This is a genomic window from Roseovarius salinarum, from assembly GCF_002834145.1.
GTDB classification, from domain to species: domain Bacteria; phylum Pseudomonadota; class Alphaproteobacteria; order Rhodobacterales; family Rhodobacteraceae; genus Roseovarius; species Roseovarius salinarum.
In genome coordinates, this window is sequence record NZ_PHNT01000006.1 from 92,572 (window position 1) to 110,667 (window position 18,096).

At 69.7% G+C, this 18,096-nt stretch carries 16 protein-coding genes; 8 read left to right on the forward strand and 8 right to left on the reverse strand.

The window, feature by feature from the left end; all coding sequences use genetic code 11:
* Nucleotides 1-2: 2 nt before the first annotated feature.
* The 6 genes from CEF10_RS07750 (at nucleotide 3) to CEF10_RS07775 (ending at nucleotide 8,234) form a co-directional block, all read left to right on the forward strand.
* Complete coding sequence (locus CEF10_RS07750; protein WP_101067563.1) at nucleotides 3-2,447, forward strand: GcvT family protein; 2,445 nt, start codon at nucleotides 3-5, stop codon at nucleotides 2,445-2,447.
* Nucleotides 2,444-3,532, forward strand: a complete 1,089-nt coding sequence (locus CEF10_RS07755; RefSeq protein WP_101067564.1) for an alcohol dehydrogenase catalytic domain-containing protein — start codon at nucleotides 2,444-2,446, stop codon at nucleotides 3,530-3,532. The genes CEF10_RS07750 and CEF10_RS07755 overlap by 4 nt, the downstream gene beginning before the upstream one ends.
* The gene (locus CEF10_RS07760; protein ID WP_101067565.1) at nucleotides 3,529-3,987 is read left to right on the forward strand and encodes a pyridoxamine 5'-phosphate oxidase family protein; all 459 of its coding nucleotides are present in this window, start codon (nucleotides 3,529-3,531) and stop codon (nucleotides 3,985-3,987) included. The genes CEF10_RS07755 and CEF10_RS07760 overlap by 4 nt, the downstream gene beginning before the upstream one ends.
* Nucleotides 3,984-4,880 (forward strand): homocysteine S-methyltransferase family protein, encoded by an 897-nt coding sequence (locus CEF10_RS07765; RefSeq protein WP_101067566.1) that lies wholly within the window; start codon nucleotides 3,984-3,986, stop codon nucleotides 4,878-4,880. The genes CEF10_RS07760 and CEF10_RS07765 overlap by 4 nt, the downstream gene beginning before the upstream one ends.
* 108 nt (nucleotides 4,881-4,988) lie before the next feature.
* Nucleotides 4,989-7,436, forward strand: coding sequence for a GcvT family protein (locus tag CEF10_RS07770; protein WP_101067567.1), 2,448 nt, complete (start codon nucleotides 4,989-4,991; stop codon nucleotides 7,434-7,436).
* Nucleotides 7,437-7,589: 153 nt separating this feature from the next.
* Nucleotides 7,590-8,234 (forward strand): pseudouridine synthase, encoded by a 645-nt coding sequence (locus CEF10_RS07775; protein ID WP_101067568.1) that lies wholly within the window; start codon nucleotides 7,590-7,592, stop codon nucleotides 8,232-8,234.
* Here the strand turns inward: CEF10_RS07775 and CEF10_RS07780 are convergent.
* From CEF10_RS07780 to CEF10_RS07795, 4 genes are read right to left on the reverse strand one after another with little or no spacing between them, the layout of a single operon-like run.
* Entirely contained in the window at nucleotides 8,231-9,280 is a 1,050-nt protein-coding gene (locus CEF10_RS07780) for a serine/threonine protein kinase (RefSeq protein ID WP_101067569.1), read from the reverse strand. The two genes, CEF10_RS07775 and CEF10_RS07780, sit on opposite strands and share 4 nt — an antisense overlap.
* A 50-nt stretch (nucleotides 9,281-9,330) precedes the next feature.
* Nucleotides 9,331-10,179 carry an alpha-1,2-fucosyltransferase gene (locus CEF10_RS07785; protein WP_101067570.1) on the reverse strand — a complete coding sequence of 283 codons (849 nt, stop codon included), beginning with the start codon at nucleotides 10,177-10,179 and terminating at the stop codon, nucleotides 9,331-9,333.
* Nucleotides 10,176-10,943 (reverse strand): glycosyltransferase family 25 protein, encoded by a 768-nt coding sequence (locus CEF10_RS07790; RefSeq protein ID WP_101067571.1) that lies wholly within the window; start codon nucleotides 10,941-10,943, stop codon nucleotides 10,176-10,178. Before CEF10_RS07790 ends, CEF10_RS07785 begins: the two co-directional genes overlap by 4 nt.
* Before the next feature lies 1 nt (nucleotide 10,944).
* Complete coding sequence (locus CEF10_RS07795; protein WP_101067634.1) at nucleotides 10,945-12,387, reverse strand: aldehyde dehydrogenase family protein; 1,443 nt, start codon at nucleotides 12,385-12,387, stop codon at nucleotides 10,945-10,947.
* Between the two features lie 184 nt (nucleotides 12,388-12,571).
* On the opposite strand from CEF10_RS07795, the gene CEF10_RS07800 reads away from it, so the two are divergent.
* Nucleotides 12,572-13,225, forward strand: a complete 654-nt coding sequence (locus CEF10_RS07800; protein ID WP_101067572.1) for a peroxiredoxin — start codon at nucleotides 12,572-12,574, stop codon at nucleotides 13,223-13,225.
* A 58-nt stretch (nucleotides 13,226-13,283) separates the two neighbouring features.
* On the opposite strand, the gene CEF10_RS07805 is transcribed toward CEF10_RS07800, so the two are convergent.
* Complete coding sequence (locus CEF10_RS07805) at nucleotides 13,284-14,408, reverse strand: hypothetical protein (protein ID WP_101067573.1); 1,125 nt, start codon at nucleotides 14,406-14,408, stop codon at nucleotides 13,284-13,286.
* A 288-nt stretch (nucleotides 14,409-14,696) separates the two neighbouring features.
* Here CEF10_RS07805 and CEF10_RS07810 point away from each other — a divergent pair, with 288 nt between their 5' ends.
* Complete coding sequence (locus CEF10_RS07810; RefSeq protein ID WP_101067635.1) at nucleotides 14,697-15,731, forward strand: succinylglutamate desuccinylase/aspartoacylase family protein; 1,035 nt, start codon at nucleotides 14,697-14,699, stop codon at nucleotides 15,729-15,731.
* Between the two features lie 42 nt (nucleotides 15,732-15,773).
* Here the strand turns inward: CEF10_RS07810 and CEF10_RS07815 are convergent, their stop codons facing one another.
* The 3 genes from CEF10_RS07815 to CEF10_RS07825 are packed head-to-tail and all read right to left on the reverse strand — an operon-like array spanning nucleotide 15,774 to nucleotide 17,988.
* Entirely contained in the window at nucleotides 15,774-16,445 is a 672-nt protein-coding gene (locus CEF10_RS07815) for a hypothetical protein (protein WP_101067574.1), read from the reverse strand.
* Nucleotides 16,446-16,500: 55 nt separating this feature from the next.
* Nucleotides 16,501-17,181: a hypothetical protein gene (locus CEF10_RS07820; protein ID WP_101067575.1), complete on the reverse strand. Its 681-nt coding sequence runs from the start codon at nucleotides 17,179-17,181 to the stop codon at nucleotides 16,501-16,503.
* 33 nt (nucleotides 17,182-17,214) lie between these two features.
* Nucleotides 17,215-17,988: a DUF1013 domain-containing protein gene (locus tag CEF10_RS07825; protein WP_101067576.1), complete on the reverse strand. Its 774-nt coding sequence runs from the start codon at nucleotides 17,986-17,988 to the stop codon at nucleotides 17,215-17,217.
* Between the last annotated feature and the right edge of the window lie 108 nt (nucleotides 17,989-18,096).

Sequence of the window (18,096 nt, forward strand, 5' to 3'; positions counted from 1 at the left end):
CAATGACGGACATTCCGGCGACGGCACGCGTCGTCATCATCGGCGGAGGGGCGGTCGGCGCCTCGTGCCTTTACCACCTTGCGCAGGCCGGCTGGCGGGATGCCGTGCTGCTGGAGCGCAACGAGTTGACCGCCGGTTCGACGTGGCATGCCGCGGGCAACGTGCCAACCTTCTCGACCAGCTGGTCCGTCATGAACATGCAGCGCTATTCCACCGAGCTTTACGCGCGGTTGGCCGGCGAGGTCGACTATCCCATGAACTATCACCAGACCGGGTCGGTCCGGCTGGCGCATTCGGACGAACGGATGCAGGAATTCGCGCACGCCCGGAGCATGGGGCGCGCGCAGGGCATGGATCTGGAAATCCTCACGCCCGAAGAGATCAGGGCGTGTCACCCCTTCACCGAAACGCATGACCTGAAAGGGGCGCTGTACGACCCGAACGACGGCGATATCGACCCGGCGCAGCTGACTCAGGCGCTGGCGAAGGGCGCGCGCGGGATGGGTGCGCGGATCGTCCGGTTCTGTCCTGCCCTCGGCGTGCGCCGTGCCGGTGACGAATGGATCGTGGAAACCGCCAAGGGAGAGATCCGGTGCGACTGCGTGGTGAACGCCGCCGGCTACTACGCCCGGCGGGTGGGCGAATGCTTCAAGCCCTACGGCGGGCGCACGGTGCCGATGATGGTCATGAGCCACCAGTACCTTCTGACCGAAGAGATCCCCGAACTCGAGGCATGGTCGCGCGATGCGGGCCGCAAGCTGCCGCTGCTGCGCGACGTCGACAGCTCCTATTACCTGCGTCAGGAAAAGCACGGCCTGAACCTCGGTCCCTACGAACGCGACTGCCGTGCGCACTGGGTGGACCCCGCCGACCCGATGCCCGAGGACTTCAGCTTCCAGCTCTACCCCGACGACCTTGACCGGCTGGAATGGCATGTCTCGGACGCGGTCGCGCGCGTGCCGATCCTTGGGCAAGGCGGGGTGAGCAAGGTCATCAACGGGCCGATCCCCTATGCCCCGGACGGGATGCCGCTGATCGGCCCGATGCCGGGCGTGCCCAACGCCTTCGAGGCCTGCGTTTTCACCTTCGGCATCGCGCAGGCAGGCGGCGCCGGCAAGGTGCTGGCCGAATGGGTGACGGAGGGTGCGACCGAGTGGGACATGTGGGCCACCGATCCGCGACGCTTCACCGACCACGCCGACCGGGCCTACTGCATCGCCAAGGGGATGGAGGTCTACGGCTTTGAGTATGCCATGCATTTTCCGTGGCACGAATGGCCAGCAGGACGCGACAGGAAGCTGTCGCCGGTGCATGACCGCGTCAGGCAACTGGGCGGTGTGATGGGGGCCTACAACGGCTGGGAGCGCGCCAACTGGTTCGCGCAGCCCGGCGACGACACCGGCGCGGCGGCCACGCAGACCTGGGCGCGCTCCGGGCCGTGGGAGCCGCGCATCCGCGCGGAATGCGCGGCTGTGCGGGACGGTTGCGGCGTGCTCGATCTGCCCGGGTTCACCCGGCTTTGGGTCTCGGGTGCCGGCGCCGACGACTGGCTGCGCGGTTTCGTCACCGGCAAACTGCCCGCCGTGGGGCGGATCGGCCTCGTCTACGTTGCCGACGCGCGGGGACGTGTCCTGACCGAGTTCTCCTGCGTTCGGCTGGCCGAGGACAGTTTCATCCTCATCACCGCCGCCGCGGCGCAGTGGCACGACGGTGCGCTGGTCAGGGGCGCGGTGCCCGACGGCGTCACCGTGCACGAGACCACGGCGGAGCGCGACGCGCTTCTGGTGACCGGCCCGCAGTCGCGCGCGGTCCTGTCAGGGTTGACGGATGCCGATCTGTCCTTGCCGTGGCTGTCGCATCAGCACGCCAAGGTGGCCGGCCAGAAGGCCTTCCTGATCCGGGTCAGTTTCGCCGGGGAACTGGGATGGGAGGTGCATGCCGAAAACGCCGCCATCCCGGCGATCCATGAGGCGGTCCTCGGGGCGGGTGCACGACCCTTCGGGATGTACGCGCTGAACAGCCTGCGGCTCGAGAAGGGATACCGGACGTGGAAGGGTGACCTGTCCACCGACTACACGATGCTCGAGGCGGGACTGGAGCGTTTCGTGGATTTCGACAAGCCGCAGGATTACCCCGGCAAGGCCGCGCTCCTGGCCGAGCGCGCCCGGGGCAGGGAAAAGGCCCTTGTCCCGCTGGTGGTCGAGGCGGGCGCGGCGGATGCGCCCTGCATGGCGCCGGTGCGGCATGGGGGCGCCATCGTTGGCACGGTCACCTCCGGTGCCTGGGGCTACCGGGTCGGGGCCTCGTTGGCGCTGGCGATGATCCGCGCCGAGCTTGCCGTCGCCGGCACCGAGGTGGAGGTCGAGATCTACGGCGAACGACGCCCGGCGGTGGTGCAATCCGAGGGTCCGGTGTGGGACCCCGGCAACGAAAGGCTGCGCGCATGACCCTGCCCGACGTGATGTCCGGCGTCTGCCTGACCGGACACGGCGGGCCGGAGATGCTGGAACGGCGCGAGGATATCCCGGTGCCGGAGCCCGGGCCCGGCGAAGTGCTGGTCAAGGTGCTGGCGGCGGGCGTGAACAACACCGACATCAACACGCGCGTGGGCTGGTATTCGGCGGAGGTGACGGGGGCCACGGGCGAGACAGGTGAAGGGGTCGAGGCCGGGGGCTGGTCCGGGGCGTTGGATTTCCCGCTAATTCAGGGCGGTGACCTGTGCGGCAGGGTGGTGGCGGCGGGGCCCGGTGTCGAGTCGCCGGCCATCGGCCGCCGCGTGACCTGCCCGATCAACCAGCCTCGCCCGACCGCGGACAACCCGGTGGGTTTTGTCGCGCTGGGCTCGGAATACAACGGGGCCTTCGCGCAATACTGCCTGCTTCAGGCACGTGACCTGCATGATGTGAGCCAAGCGCCGCTGTCGGACACCGAGATCGCGGCGATCCCCTGCAATTTCGGCACCGCGGCGGGGCTGTTGCACCGCGCGGGGGTTGAGAGCGGTGCCGAGGTGCTTGTCACGGGCGCCTCGGGCGGCGTCGGGCTGGCGGCGGTGCAACTTGCCGCGCAGACGGGTGCGCGGGTCACGGGCCTTGCGGCGCCGCACAAGGCCGCCGCGGTGCGCGAGGCGGGCGCTGCGACGGTCTGGCGGCGCGACGCCACCCTGCCGGCGGATACCTTCCACGCCGTGATCGACCTGGTCGCCGGGCCGGCGTGGCCGGGACTGATCGACGCGCTGCGCCCCGGTGGGCACTACGCGGTTTCCGGCGCCATCGCCGGGCCGATCGTGCAGGCGGACCTGCGCCGGATCTACCTGCGCGACATCACGCTGCACGGCTGCACCTACCAGCCGCCAAAGGTCTTCGCCGCGTTGATCGCCATGGTGAACGCCGGGCGCATCCGACCGCGGATCGCCCGGACCTACCCGTTGTCGATGATCGAACAGGCCCAGGCGGATTTCCAGGCCAAGGACACGGCGGGCAAGCTGGTGCTCTTGCCGTGGGATGCGGCGGACAACGAGGAGGGAAAGCAATGAAACTGCCCGGGAACGCACAACGGCTGATCGAGACATTCCGCTTGGGGTTCGTGGCCACGGTGACACCGGGCGGCAGCCCGAGCGTTTCACCCAAGGGCACCTTCGTGGTGCTCGACGACGAAACCGTGGCCTTCGGCGAAATCCGTTCGCCGCAGACGGTCACCAACCTCACCCATCGCCCGGAGATGGAGATCAATTTCGTCGATCCCTTCGCGCGCAAGGGCGTGCGGCTGCGCGGCGGTGCCACCTTCGTGCGGCGCGGCACCGAGGGCTTTGCCGATCTCGAGCCGCGCTGGGCGGCGATCTGGCCGGATCTGGCCCACCGGATCAACATGATCGTCAAGGTGCCGGTGACGGAGGCCAGGCCGCTGACCACGCCGCCCTACGACGACGGCGTGACCGAGGACGAGATGATCGCGCTCTACAAGGCCAAATTCGCGGAGATATACCCGTGAGCCGCATCACCCTTCTCGATGGCGCGATCGGGCAGGAGGCCGTCGCGCGTTCGGGCGGCGCTCCCACGCCGTTGTGGTCCACGCAGGTGATGATGGACGCCCCCGGCGTGGTCCGTGCGGTGCATGCGGCCTATTTCGCGGCCGGCGCCACCATCGCCACCGCCAACACCTATGCAATCCATCGCGACCGCCTTTCGCCGGCGGGCCTCGAAGATCGGTTCGAGGCGCTGGTGGACGCCGCGCTGGGCGAGGCCGAGGCGGCACGCGACGCCCACGGATCGGGCCGTATCGCCGGCGCTCTGGGGCCGCTGGGGGCGTCCTATCGCCCTGACATCTGCCCGCCGCCCGACGCCGCCGCGCCCCTTTACGCCGAGCTGGTCGGGTTGATGCACGACCGGGTGGATCTCTTTCTGGTCGAGACGGCCGCCTCGATCGACCAGGCCGCCGGCGCGCTCGGGGGCACCGCGCGCGCCGGGCGCCCCGTCTGGCTGGCGGTCACGGTCGACGACGACAACGGCCACCGCCTGCGCTCGGGCGAGCCGGTGGCCGACCTCGCCCCGCTTGTGGCACGCCACGCGCCAGACGCGGTGCTCGTCAACTGTTCGCGGCCCGAGGCGCTGGACGCCGCGATGCCGGTGATCGCCTCCTTCGGCAAACCGTTCGGCGGCTACGCCAACGGGTTCACCCGCATCAGCGAAGACTTCCTTGAAGACCGGCCCACCGTCGACGCACTGGAGGCACGCACCGACCTTGACCCGGCGCGCTACGCCGATTTCGCCATGGTCTGGGTCGCGCAGGGCGCCACCATCGTCGGCGGCTGCTGCGAGGTCGGCCCGGACCACATTGCCGAACTGGCGCGGCGCCTTGCCGCGACCGGGCACGAGATCGCGTGATGCGGCTTTTCCTCTCCTTGGCGGCAATATCCACGGGCGCTGGACGTGTTTCCTTTCGCCGGCGGGGGCAATGCCGCGGACGGCTCACCATGAAACAAGAGGTCGCCAATGACTGATATCCCCCGGAAGGCCCGCGCCGTCATCATCGGCGGCGGCGTGATCGGTTGCTCCGTCGCCTATCACCTGGCGCGGCAGGGCTGGCAGGACGTGGTGCTGCTCGAGCGCAAGCAGCTGACCAGCGGCACGACGTGGCATGCCGCCGGATTGATCGCGCAACTTCGGGCCACGGCCAACATGACCCGGCTGGCGAAGTACAGCCAGGAGCTTTACGGCAGCCTGGAGGACGAGACCGGCGTCGCCACGGGGTTCCGGCGCGTGGGGTCCGTCATGGTGGCGCTGACCGAATCGCGGCGCGAGGAGATACACCGGCAGGCGGCCATGGCGCGCGCCTTCGGCGTCGAGGTCGAGGAGATCGGCACCGACGATGTCGCGCGGATGTATCCGCACGTTAACACTGACGGCATGACCGGCGCGGTCTGGCTGCCGAAGGATGGGCAGGGCGACCCCACCGGCATCGCGCTGGCTCTGGCCAAGGGGGCACGCGCCAGCGGCGCGCTGATCCGCGAGCGCGTGAAGGTCACCGGCATCACCCGCGACGGCCGCCGCGCCACCGGCGTGGAGTGGCAGGCCGCGGACGGCACCGCCGGCCACGTCGCCACCGATCACGTCGTCAACTGCGCCGGCATGTGGGGCCGCGAGGTGGGGCGCATGGCCGGCACCAATGTGCCGCTGCACGCATGCGAGCATTTCTACATCGTCTCGGAAGCCATCGAGGGGCTGGGGGCGTTGCCGGTGCTGCGGGTGCCGGACGAATGCGCCTACTACAAGGAGGACGCGGGCAAGATCCTTCTGGGTGCTTTCGAACCCGAGGCAAAGCCCTGGGGCATGGACGGCATCCCCGACGATTTCGAGTTCGACCAGTTGCCCGAGGACCTGGACCATTTCGAGCCCATTCTCGAGAAGGCGGTAAACCGCGTGCCGATGCTGGCCGAGGCGGGCATCCACACCTTCTTCAACGGGCCCGAGAGCTTTACGCCCGACGACGCCTACCACCTCGGGCTGTGCCCGGAAATGGACAACGTCTGGGTCGCTGCCGGGTTCAACTCGATCGGCATCCAGTCCGCGGGCGGTGCGGGCATGGCGCTGGCCAGGTGGATGGACGCGGGCGCGCGCCCTTTCGACCTGGGCGACGTGGACATCGCGCGCATGCAGCCCTTCCAGGGCAACGCGCGCTACCTGCGCGCCCGCGCGACCGAGGTGCCGGGCCTGCTCTACGCCGACCACTACCCCTACCGGCAGAAGGAAACGGCGCGGGGCGTGCGCCGCTCACCGGTGCACGCGCAGCTGCTGGAGCACGGCGCGGTGATGGGCGAGGCGGCCGGCTGGGAGCGCGCCAACTGGTTCGCCGACGCCGGGCAGGTGCCCGAGTACCGCTATTCGTGGGTGCGGCAGAACTGGTTCGGCAACGCCGCGGCCGAGCATCGCGCGATCCGCGAGGGTGCGGGGCTTTACGACATGTCGAGCTTCGGCAAGATCCGCGTGGAGGGGCCGGACGCCGAGGCCTTCCTCGACCACGTCTGCGGCGGTGACATGGCCGTGCCGGCGGGCAGGATCGTCTATACCCAGTTCCTCAATCCCGCGGGCGGGATCGAGGCCGACGTGACGGTCACGCGGCTGTCGGAAACGGCCTATCTGGTGGTGACGCCCGCGGCCACGCGGGTGGCCGACCAGACATGGCTGCGCCGGCACCTGGGCGATTCCCGGGCGGTGATCACCGACGTGACGGCCGCCGAGGGCGTGCTGGCGGTGATGGGGCCGCGTGCGCGGGAGGTGATGCAGGCGGTTTCGCCCGCGGATTTCTCGAACGCGGCCAACCCTTTCGGTACCGCGCGGGAGATCGAGATCGGCATGGGGCTGGCGCGGGTGCATCGCGTGAGCTACGTCGGCGAGCTGGGCTGGGAGGTCTACGTTGGCGCGGACATGGCCCCGCACGTCTTCGAAACCCTGATGGCGGCGGGGCCGGACCACGGGCTCAAGCCGTGCGGCCTGCATGCCATGGACAGCTGCCGCATCGAGAAGGGTTTCCGGCACTTCGGCCACGACATCACCTGCGAGGACCACGTTCTCGAGGCCGGCCTCGGCTTTGCCGTCAAGACCGGCAAGCCCGATTTCATCGGCCGCGACGCGGTGCTGCGCAAGCGCGAGGAGGGGCTGCGCCACCGCATGGTGCAGTTTCGCCTGACCGAGCCGGAGCCGCTGCTCTATCACAACGAGCCGCTGATCCGCGACGGCCGGATCGTGGGCTACCTGACCTCGGGCAACTACGGGCATTTCCTGGGGGGCGCCGTGGGTCTTGGATACGTGCCCTGTGCGGGCGAAACGGCCGAGGAGGTGTTGGCCTCGTCCTACGAGATCGATGTGGCCGGCCGGCGGGTTCCGGCCGAGGCCAGCCTGAAGCCGATGCACGACCCCCGCGCGGCCCGCATGAAGGCGTGACCCCGTCCGGGCGGTGCGCGGCTGCGCCGCGCGCGCGATGTCTCGTCCGCGGCCTGCGGCCGCGTCCTCGGGGCGCCTCCGGCGGGAGTATTTCGGCCAAGGTGAATGGCCGGGGGCGTGGCATGGCGCGCCGTCCTCGTGTAGAGGGGCGGCATGGAGGATTACGCCCCGCCCGACGCGCCACCGGAGGTGCTGCACGCCGACCACGAGCTTCTGGTGGTCGACAAGCCCGCCGGGCTGCTGTCGGTGCCCGGCAAGGATGCGCATCTTGCCGACTGCCTGCTGGCGCGCGTGCAGGCCGTGCACCCCGAGGCGCTGCTGGTGCACCGGCTGGACCGGGACACCTCGGGGGTGATGGTCTTCGCGCTCACGCCGCACGCGCAGCGGCATCTGGGCCTGCAGTTCGAGAAGCGGCAGGCGAAGAAGACCTATGTCGCGCGGGTCGCGGGGCGGCTTGAACCCAGGACCGGCACGGTGGATCTGCCGTTGGTCGTGGACTGGCCGAACCGGCCGCGCCAGACCGTCTGTCACGAGACGGGCCGTGCCGCGGTGACCGACTGGCGCGTGCAGCGCCACGGCGACGGCGAGACGCGGGTCAGGCTGATGCCGAAGACCGGGCGGAGCCACCAGTTGCGGGTGCACATGCTGGCGCTGGGGCACCCGATACTCGGCGATCCGCTTTATGCCGAGGGGGCGTTGGCGGATCATCCGCGGCTGATGCTGCATTCCGAGGAGCTGCGCCTGCGCCACCCCGATGGCGGCGCCGGGGTGCGGTTCCGCGCGCCGCCGCCGTTCTAGGATTTCAGCACGCGGTCGGTGAGGTTCAGTCGGCCGGCGACGATGGGCGCGAGCGCCTCGGCCAGCTCCGGGTCGCCCGCCTGCAGTTGAGCGAGCTCGTCGAGGCGGTTGGCCGCCACGAGGTGCAGCGCATCAAGCCGCACGCTGCCGTCGCGGTGGCGGGGCAGGCGCGCCACGGGCTGGACCAGCTCGGGCCCCGGTGCGGGGGCGAGCGCGGTGATCTCACCGGGCGCAAGGCCGGTCTCGACGAAGGCGTAAAGGCCCACGCCCTTGGCGGGCAGGGCGAAGGGGCAGACGGCGACCTCGCCGATGCGCGGGTGGGCGGTGAGCGCGGCGCGCAGCGCGGGTGCCTCGGCGGTCATCCGGTCGCCCGTGCCTTCGCTGTCGCGCCAGTTCATCAGCCGGCGCGTGACGAAGTTGTAGAGTTTCTTGCCGGTGGCCATCCAGATGCGCGACGGCAGCGCCTTGCGCGCGAGCATCCGCTTCTCCGCCGGGGTCAGGAGGTGAGGCGCGAAGGCGCGCTTCTGCTTGAGAAGGTGGCGCAGATCCTCGCGCGCCATGGTGCGGAAAAGCCGCCCGCGGCGGCGGTGCACCGAGGCCAGCTGGAAGTCGATCACCGCGGCGCGGCCCTCCGGCGTCATCAGCCAGTTCTGCGGTTTGGCGATGTCGTTGTGCGTCACGCCCGCGCGTCGCATCTGGCGCAGCAGGCGGCGCGCGTCGCGATACCATGCGGGATCCTCCGGCCGGGCCAGGTGCAGCGGGGTGCCGCGCGTCCAGCTGCGCAGCAGGCCCGTGCGGTCCACCCTCACGAGAACAGGGCAGCCCTCGATCTCCTGCACGGCGCGCAGGCCCCGGATCTCGCGCCGCGCCAGCGCCCAGGCGAGCGGGCGCGCGTAAGACGGCACGCCGTCCAGCCGGCGCAGGACGACGGGGAAATCCGCCACGCCCTCGAGGTGGCCGGAAACGGTTTCCGAGAACACGTCACGCTTGTGCACCGTCTCGGGAACGAAGGGGGCCTGGGCGATATCGTCGGGCAGGGTGGCCATGGGGCTGTCATAGGCGCTTTGCGCGGCCGGGAAAACCCGGCGGGGGCGCGTCACAGGCGCAGCCACGCGTCGGGGCATATGTCGGGGTTGGACAGCGCCGCGTCCCCGAACCACGCCCTGGGGGCGACGACGTGCTTGGTCTCCGACGGGTTGAGCCACGCCCCCCACCACGAGAACGAGGAGTTGGCGATCACGTTGTGCGCGCACAGCGACATCAGGTGAAGGTCGAAGTGGCCGCGGCTTTCGTCGTTGATGTCGACGACCACCGTTTCCGCGCCGAGCTCGAGGTTGGCGCGCGCCCAGCCCGGGTCATTGGAAAAGACGAAACAGGTCAGCGGCCCGTTCACACGGGCGGCGATCGCCTCGACCGCGGCGCGATAGTAGGCCGGCGAACAGGTGCCGTGCCCGCCCGAGGCGATGTAATCGCCGCGTCGGACATGCACCGCCACGGGCTGCTCGGTGCGCGCGATCCGCTCGGCCATCGCGGCATTGGCCGGGTCGAGCGGCGTGGTGAACTGGAGATCGCGGCGCAGTTGCTCGGCGATGGGGGCGAAATATTTCTCGGACTGCCAGTAGCCGTGCAGGTAGCTGCCGTCGGGGATGTCGAAGAAGGCCGGATCGAATCCCAGCTCGCGTTCGCGCCGGAATCGCGGCCGCCGGCCAGCGGCGCGCCAGAGGGCGTAGCGCACGGGCGCCTGGAATTTCGCCGGGGGAAGGGTGGGCGGCGGCACGGTGCGGGCGTTGGCGAAATGTTCGAAGCAGTTGCCCCAGTCGTGGAGCAGCGTGACGTAGCGGTCGTCGAGCGCGAGCTCGACGCCCAGGTGATCGGCCAGCGCGCGCCCGGCCGCGTACTGGAACAACTGGTTGCCCGCGCGTCCGAAAAGCCGTGCGATGATCATGCGTGTCCCCGTGGCATGCCGGCGGGATGGGGCGCGCGGCTGGCGCGGGCGAAGCGCTTCACCGCCGCGCGATAACGCAGGCGCGCGCATTCGCGCCCCAGTTTCTGCCAGACCGGGCGCGTGTCGCCCTGGATCGTGGAACCGTCCAGTTCGCCCGCGATATCGCGCACGCCGGAGGGGAAGACCGCGCCCGGCCTCAGCCCGGTGTGCCAGTGGCTTTGCACGAGCGTGTCCACGGGCCGGTCGAACCCGGGTGCCGCTGCCAGCAGCCGGCCCGCGGCCCCGCGCGTGAGGAGCTGCGCCGTGGTCCGCAGGCCCGGCACCTGCGGGATGACGAGAGTGCAGTCGCCGCGCGTCTCGACGTGGCGGGCCGGGCCGCGGTGGGGGCGGGTCTGCAACTGGATGTAGCCCAGCGTCGGCAGGTGGTCGGTTGACAGCGCAAGCGCGGTGTCGAAGCTAGGCCGGTCGAGCGTCGCGTCGTCCTCGATGATCAGCGCGGCGTCGAGATCGCGGTCCTGCATTTCGGTCCAGATCCGCTTGTGGCTGAGCGAGCAGCCCAGCTCACCCGTTTTCAGCACGAAGGGATAGCGCGGCGCGAACAGGTCGCGCGCGCGTTCCTCGGCCGCCTCCTCCGCACTCAGCGCGGCACCGTCCACGGCCGGCCAGATCTCGCCCGGCACGCCGCAGTCCTGCAACAGCCGGTGCGCGTTCTCGCGCCGCGCCGTCGCCCGGCTCAGGTGCAGGATGAACGCGTGAAGACGCACGTCAGGCGCCTTCGGTCCACCCCGACACGGCCTTGACCTCGAGGAAATCCTCGATGCCCCAGGCGCCGCCTTCGCGGCCGTGGCCCGATTGCTTCATGCCGCCGAAGGGCGCGCCCAGCCCGCGCGGCTGGCCGTTCATCTCGACCATGCCCGACCGCAGGGCGCGTGCCACGCGGTTGGCGCGCGCGCCGTCCTGCGTCTGAACGTAGTTCGTCAGCCCGTAGGGCGTGTCGTTGGCGATCTCGATGCCGTCGGCCTCGCCGTCGAAGGGGATGATCGACAGGACCGGGCCGAAGATTTCCTCGCGCGCGATGGTCATGTCATTGCTGACATCGGCAAAGACCGTGGGCTTGACGAAATAGCCGCGGTTGAACCCCTCGGGCCGACCGGTGCCGCCGGCCACCAGCCGGGCGCCCTCGTCGATGCCCGTCTGGATGAGGTCCTGGATCTTGTCGAACTGGGTTTCGTTGACCACGGGGCCGATGTGGCGGCCTTCCTCGTTGCTGGGGCCCACGGCGATCTTGCCGGCCATCTCGGCGGCGGCCTCGACCGTTTCGTCGTAGATCGACCGTTCCACCAGCATCCGCGTGGGCGCGTTGCAGGACTGCCCGGAGTTGTTCATGCAGTGCAGCACGCCGCGCTTGACCGCCTTCTCGTCGGCGTCCGCGAAGATCAGGTTGGCGCCCTTGCCGCCCAGTTCGAGGCTTACGCGTTTGAGCGAGTCGGCGGCCGTCCTCGAGATCAGCCGCCCCGCCCGGCTGGAGCCGGTGAACGAGATCATGTCGATGTCTCCGTGCGCGGACATCTGGCTGCCCACGCCCGCGCCGTCGCCGTTGACAAGGTTGAACACGCCCGGCGGGAAGCCGGCCTCGTCGATCATCTCGGCGAACAGCATTGCCGACAGCGGCGACTCCTCGGACGGCTTGAGCACCATGGTGCAGCCGGCGACCATCGCGGCGCCGACCTTCAGCGTGATCTGGTTCATCGGCCAGTTCCACGGCGTGATCATGCCCACCACGCCCACCGGTTCCAGGATGATTCGGTCATTCGGCGCGTGCTCGCCCAGCGGGCGGATGAAATCGAAATTCTCGCCGGCCTTCAGGAACCCCTTCATGTTGCCGAGCCCGGCGCCGACCTGCGCCTGCCGGGACAGGTCGATGGGCGCGCCCATCTCGCGGCTGATGGCCTGCGCCATGTCCTCGGCGCGCGCCTTGTAGATTCCGTAGAGCTTTTCCAGCAGCGCCAGGCGCTCGGCCGGCGGCGTGGCCATCCAGCCGGGGAAGGCGGCGCGCGCCGCTGCGACGGCGGCGTCGGTGTCGGCCTGCCCGCCCAGCGAGATCACGGCGCAGGGGTCCTCGGTCGAGGGGTCGATCACCTTGTGGTCCGACGGTGCCACCGGGTCGACCCATGCGCCGTTGACGTAGAACTGCCGCTTCTCGATCATGCTCAAAACTCCCTTGCCCGTGAGACTGCCCGGCGCGTGCCGGCGGTCCGGCACGCCCATGCCCGACAGGCGACACATTGTCATCCGGCCCACGGGGCTTCAAGGGAGGGGGTGCAAAACGCCCGAGAAGGTTTTATCTCGGCACCGGAATATGAGCCAACCCAACCCGGAAAGGACCGAAGACATGGGACTGCGCATCAACGACACGATTCCGAACCTGACCGTGGAAACCGATCAGGGCACCTTCGACCTTCATGACTGGATCGGCGACAGCTGGGCGATCCTGTTCTCGCATCCCAAGGATTTCACGCCCGTCTGCACGACCGAGTTCGGCGCCGTGGCCAAGCTGGCCGCCGAGTGGGACAAGCGCGGCTGCAAGGTGATCGGCGTTTCGGTCGACAGCGCCGAGGACCACAAGAAATGGAAGGGCGACATCGAGAAGACCGCCAACACCCAGGCCGGGTTCCCGATCATTGCCGACGTGGGCCTCGAGGTGTCCAAGGCCTTCGACATGCTGCCTGCCGAGGCCTATCTGCCCGACGGCCGCACGCCCGCCGACAGCGCCACCGTGCGCAGCGTGTTCATCATGGACCCGCAGAAGAAGCTGCGCCTGTCGATGACCTACCCGATGAACGTGGGCCGCAACTTCGCCGAGGTGCTGCGCGCGCTGGATGCCCTGCAAATGGCCGACGGCAAGGGCGTTGCGACGCCCGCGGACTGGACCGCCGGGCAGGACGTGATCATCCCGCCGTCGGTCAGCGACGCGGATGCGAAGGCACAATTCGGCGAGTTCGACGCCGAGCTGCCCTACCTGCGCTGGACCAAGGCGCCGGCCTGAGGGCTTCGGCCGCATCACGCATGACAAGGCCCCGCCGCCGCGCGGGGCCTTTCGCGTTTCAACGGGCCTCGGGGCGCCGCGCCCGGAGCTCCCCGCGGCCGTCGAGCCGCAGGAGCCAGCCGTCCTCGAACCCGAACCCCTGGCTGGAGGTGTGCCCGACCATCAGCATGCCGTCGGGCAGGGAAAGAAGCCCGGTGGGCTTGTCCCAGTAGCGGCCGCCGAACCTGCGTTCCCAGGCGACGGCGCCATCGGAATCGATGCCGAGAAGCCAGAGATCGCCGGCGCCCGCGTCGTCCGTCCAGGTGACGGCCGCCACCAGCAGGCTGCCGTCGGCCGCGCGGGCGAGGCCCCAGGGGGTGTCGCGCCCCGCGCCGCCCAGCCGGTCATGCCACGCGGTCGTTCCGTCAGCGTCGAGGCGCGCGATCCAGAGGTCGTCGCTGAGGGTGCCGTTGACGCCGACGGCCCCGGCCACGGCCAGGCCGCCGCCGGGCAGGGCCGCCAGCGCGGTGGCGGCCTCGAACCGTGCTGAATCGAACCTGCGCTGCCAGGTGATCTCACCCTGCGGGTCGAGGCGTAGAACCCAGGCGTCGTGACCATGCGCCGCGCCTCCACGGGATACCCCGGCGACGGCGATGTCGCCATTGGCCAGCGCCGCCACGTCGTAGGCCGCGTCGTGGCCGGGGCCGCCGTAGGTCCGTTGCCAGACGACCCGGCCCGCCGCATCCAGCCGCAGCACCCAGAGGTCGCGGTCCCCTTCGCCCGTCGAGGCGCTGAACCCCGCGACGGCGAAACCGCCGCCGGGCAGGGCCGCAACGGCACGGGCGCGATCGTTGCCGGGGCCGCCGATGGCGCCGTCGAAAACGGGATCGCCGTCGAGGGCCACCTTGACGAGCCAGGCATCGCTTTCGCCGTTGCCCCGCGACCGGGTGTGGCCGACCGCCATGAACCCGCCGTCGGCGCCACGCGCCACGTCGTAGAGCTGGTCAGCGCCGGCGCCGCCGAGGGACCTGTTCCAAAGCAGGTGGCCGGCGTCGGAAAAGTGCAGGATCCAAGCGTCGTAATCGTGGCCGTTGCGCAAGCGCGAGTTGCCCACCGCGACAAAGCCGCCGTCGGGATGCGCGGTGGCGCCCTGGGCCTTGTCGTCCTCGCTGGTGCCGAACACGCGTTCCCAGGTGCAGGGCACGCCGCCGCCGGGGCATGCCCGCGTCTCCGCGCCGTCCGGGAGGCGCGGAGACAGAGACACCGGCGATGCAGGGGGCACGGGCGTTCCCGCGGCCGCCACCGCAGGGGCGAGACAGGCGGCCATCAGGACGGCCGCGAGACGGAGAACGGCACCGGGCATGCGACGAATATGGCGCTTCGACGTCCGTTCGTTAAGAGCCCGCGTGCGGGAATCGCAATCCCGAGGGGGCCATGGACAGCCTTGCGGTTTTCGCCTATCCGGCCCGGAAGACTTCCGGGGATGCGAAACATGGCAAGACGCAAGCCGTTCGATATCGGCGGACAGACCGTTGCGCCGGGCACGCGGGCGACGATCGACGTGCCGGTCAGCCGGCTGTCGGATCACACCCCGGTGCATCTCTCGGTGCATGTCGTTCACGGCAGGAAACCCGGCCCGGTCCTGTTCGTGTCCGCGGCCGTTCATGGCGACGAGGTCATCGGCGTGGAAATCGTCCGCCGGCTGCTGCGCGCGCGCCCGCTGAAATCGGTTGCCGGCACCCTGCTGGCGGTGCCCATCGTCAACACCTTCGGATTTCTCAACCACGCCCGCTACCTGCCGGACCGGCGCGACCTGAACCGCTGTTTCCCGGGGCTTGCGCAGGGGTCCATGGCGTCGCGTCTGGCGCATATCTTCATGACGGAGGTCGTGGCGCGCGCCGACCTCGGCATCGACCTGCATTCGGCGGCGATCCACCGCACCAACATGCCGCAGCTTCGGCTGACCCCGGGCAACGACCGGCTGTCGGAACTCGGGCGCGTTTTCGGGGCCCCGGTGATGATGGAATCGCGGTTGCGCGAGGGGTCCCTGCGCATGGCGGCCGAGGAGGCCGGCGTCGACGTCCTGCTCTACGAGGGCGGCGAGGCGCTGCGGTTCGATGAACTGGCGGCGCGCGCCGGTGTCACCGGCATCCTGCGGGTCATGCATCACCTTGGCATGATCGGGCGCAAGGGTGTGCCGCAGCCACGCAACACCCCGGTGCTGTGCCGCGATTCGGACTGGTATCGCGCGCCGGCGGGCGGGCTGCTGCGCGGTTACGTGGGTACGGGTGACACGGTCGAACCCGGCACCGTGCTCGGCGCCATCTCGGACCCGTTCGGCGAGGTGGAAACCGACGTCGCCACGCAGACCCGCGGGATCGTCATCGGGCGGACCAACATGCCGGTCGTCTACGAGGGCGACGCGCTGTTCCATGTCGCCGAGACAGCGAGCGGCGACGTGGCCGCGCGTGGGGTCGATGCGCACCTGCAGGCCGCGCCGCTGTTCGACGAGGACGAGATCATCTGACGGCCGGCAAGACACGGGCTGTCTGGCGGCGGCATGGTCGCCTCAGGTGGTCGCCTCCGAGTTGCGCGGCGCAAGAAAGATCGACACCACCAGCACCCCGAACACGAATTCGTAGCTTTCCCACTTCGCGCCCATCGGGATCACGCCGATCACGAGCGTGGCGATCAGCGTCAGGATGACGTGGCGTTGCGCGGGCAGCGGGATGGCCAGCCGGTCGGCCAGCCGTCGCAGCCAGCCCAGTCGCGCGCAGGCCAGCGGCAGGACGACGAGGTAGAGCAGGATCACCAGCGTGAGCGCCGGGCCGAAGACCGTGTTCACCAGGTGCGTGTCACCGACGACGAGGTTGTGGAAGTTGGTTTCGGTCTGCGCGTTGTGTTCGCGGAAGAATTCGCCTGACTCCCAACCGAAGACACGCTGGCCCCAGGAAATCTCCTCGCCCGAGCCGAACACGAAGGCGAGCGCGTAAAGCCACGTCAGGGCGGCGCCGAACCCGTGGCCCCGTGCCCCCAGGCGCACGGCGTTGCGCAGCAGGACGAGGGCGGCGATGAAAAGCAGGATCGCCGTGCCCCATTCGATCGGCCCGTCCTCGGTGCCGAAACCGCCCCTGTAGGCCTCGCCCATCCCGGTCAGCCAGTAGCCCAAGGTGAACAGCAGCGTCGCATTGGCGAGGCCGAAAAGGAACGTGTCGGCGGGGCTGAGGGTGAAACGCGGCATCGGAGGAAGGTTTTTCATTCAAGGGTCGGGGTGGCATAAGCCATGGGCCGAGTTGTCACAAGGGCGCCTTTTGGTCCGGCTCGGCCGCGCGGTTTTGCGGGCGCAGGAATATCGAGGCCGCCAGCAGCGCGAACACCAGCTCGTAGACCTCCCAGTTGCGCGGCACGTCGATGGCGGCGACCACGACGCTCGCGCCGACGGCGAGCAGCCCATGATGCGGCCATGGCACCGGCACGGCAAGCCCGTCGGCCAGCCGCCTGATCAACCGCACGCGGCCGTAGAGCAGCGGCAGAACGACGAGGTAGAGCAGCAGAACCGTGGTCAGCACGCTGCCGAACAGCGTCCGGCCCAGCCGGTGCCCGCCAATCGTCAGATTGTGAAGGTTCGTTTCCTTCTGGTAGTTGTTGGCCGCGAAGAATTCCGGCGTGCCCCAGCCGAAGATCCGCTGGCCCCAGGAAATCTCCTCGCCGGCGGCAAACACGAACAGCGCGGCGTAAAGAACCGTCAGGGCCGCTGCCCCGCGCCGCCCTGCGCGCGCGAAACCCGGCGCGCGCGCCGCCAGCAGCGCCCCGGCCGCGAACAGCATGAGCGCGGTGCCGGATTCGACAGGCCCGTCCTCGGCCGCGAAGGTGGTGCTGAAATAGCCGGGCACAAGGAATGCCAGCACGGGCGAGGCCGCGAGCACGGCCAGCGCCAGCGCGAGCAGCGTTCGATCGATCAGCGTTCTCGGGGGCATCGGCACCTCGGGCAGTCGCGGGCGGGCACGGCGTCAGCCGCGGCCCGTGTCGTCGTCGTCCTCGGTCTCGTCGTCGTCCGGCAGGTTGAAGAAGCTGTCGGCGTCGGGCATTTCCTCCTCGTCGTCGCCCGACCCGGACTGTGCCGTATCGTCACCGCCCAGGCTGAAGGTTTCCAGCCCCTCGATGGCGGTGGGCATCTTGGGTTCGGCCTCCATCTCGAGGCTCTGCTCTGTATCGAGCAGGCGGCGGCGTTCGTCGTCGCCGATCGTCTCGCCCTCCTTGGCCTTCTTGGCAGCGGCCTTCTGCACTGCCTCGTCCAGTTCCGACTGCTTGCACAGGCCCAGCGCGACCGGATCGACGGGCTGCATGTTGGCGATGTTCCAGTGCGTGCGCTCGCGGATCGACTGGATCGTGGGCTTGGTCGTGCCGACGAGGCGGGCGATCTGGGCGTCGGCCAGTTCGGGGTGGAACTTCACCAGCCACAGGATCGCGTTGGGCCGGTCCTGCCGCTTGGACAAGGGGGTATAGCGCGGGCCGCGGCGTTTTTCCTCGCCCTCGGCGGCGGGGTTGTGCTTCAGCCGGAGCTTGTGCAGCGGATCGGCCTCGGCCCTGTCGATCTCTTCCTGGGTGAGCTGGTTGTTGGCGATCGGGTCGAAGCCCTTCACGCCGGCGGCAACGTCGCCGTCGGCGATGCCCTGAACCTCCAGTTCGTGCAGCCCGCAGAAATCGCCGATCTGCTTGAACGTGATCGTCGTGTTGTCCACCAGCCAGACGGCCGTGGCCTTTGCCATGATCGGTTTCGCCATCCCGCGTGACCTCCTTTGAACAAATCTTTCCCGTCGCCTGAATCGGCGGCACCCTGGCGGGTGCGGGTTACCGTTGTCGGGAAACTTGGCCGCGATATAGTCGCTTCC

Coding starts and splice junctions, on each gene's coding strand:
- CEF10_RS07760 (WP_101067565.1), top strand. CDS start 3,529: ATGAAACTGCCCGGGAACGCACAACGGCTGATCGAGACATTCCGCTTG.
- CEF10_RS07815 (WP_101067574.1), bottom strand. CDS start 16,445: ATGCCGCGTTTCACCCTCAGCCCCGCCGACACGTTCCTTTTCGGCCTC.
- CEF10_RS07825 (WP_101067576.1), bottom strand. CDS start 17,988: ATGGCGAAACCGATCATGGCAAAGGCCACGGCCGTCTGGCTGGTGGAC.
- CEF10_RS07795 (WP_101067634.1), bottom strand. CDS start 12,387: ATGATCGAGAAGCGGCAGTTCTACGTCAACGGCGCATGGGTCGACCCG.
- CEF10_RS07785 (WP_101067570.1), bottom strand. CDS start 10,179: ATGATCATCGCACGGCTTTTCGGACGCGCGGGCAACCAGTTGTTCCAG.
- CEF10_RS07775 (WP_101067568.1), top strand. CDS start 7,590: ATGGAGGATTACGCCCCGCCCGACGCGCCACCGGAGGTGCTGCACGCC.
- CEF10_RS07750 (WP_101067563.1), top strand. CDS start 3: ATGACGGACATTCCGGCGACGGCACGCGTCGTCATCATCGGCGGAGGG.
- CEF10_RS07820 (WP_101067575.1), bottom strand. CDS start 17,181: ATGCCCCCGAGAACGCTGATCGATCGAACGCTGCTCGCGCTGGCGCTG.
- CEF10_RS07780 (WP_101067569.1), bottom strand. CDS start 9,280: ATGGCCACCCTGCCCGACGATATCGCCCAGGCCCCCTTCGTTCCCGAG.
- CEF10_RS07755 (WP_101067564.1), top strand. CDS start 2,444: ATGACCCTGCCCGACGTGATGTCCGGCGTCTGCCTGACCGGACACGGC.
- CEF10_RS07800 (WP_101067572.1), top strand. CDS start 12,572: ATGGGACTGCGCATCAACGACACGATTCCGAACCTGACCGTGGAAACC.
- CEF10_RS07810 (WP_101067635.1), top strand. CDS start 14,697: ATGGCAAGACGCAAGCCGTTCGATATCGGCGGACAGACCGTTGCGCCG.
- CEF10_RS07770 (WP_101067567.1), top strand. CDS start 4,989: ATGACTGATATCCCCCGGAAGGCCCGCGCCGTCATCATCGGCGGCGGC.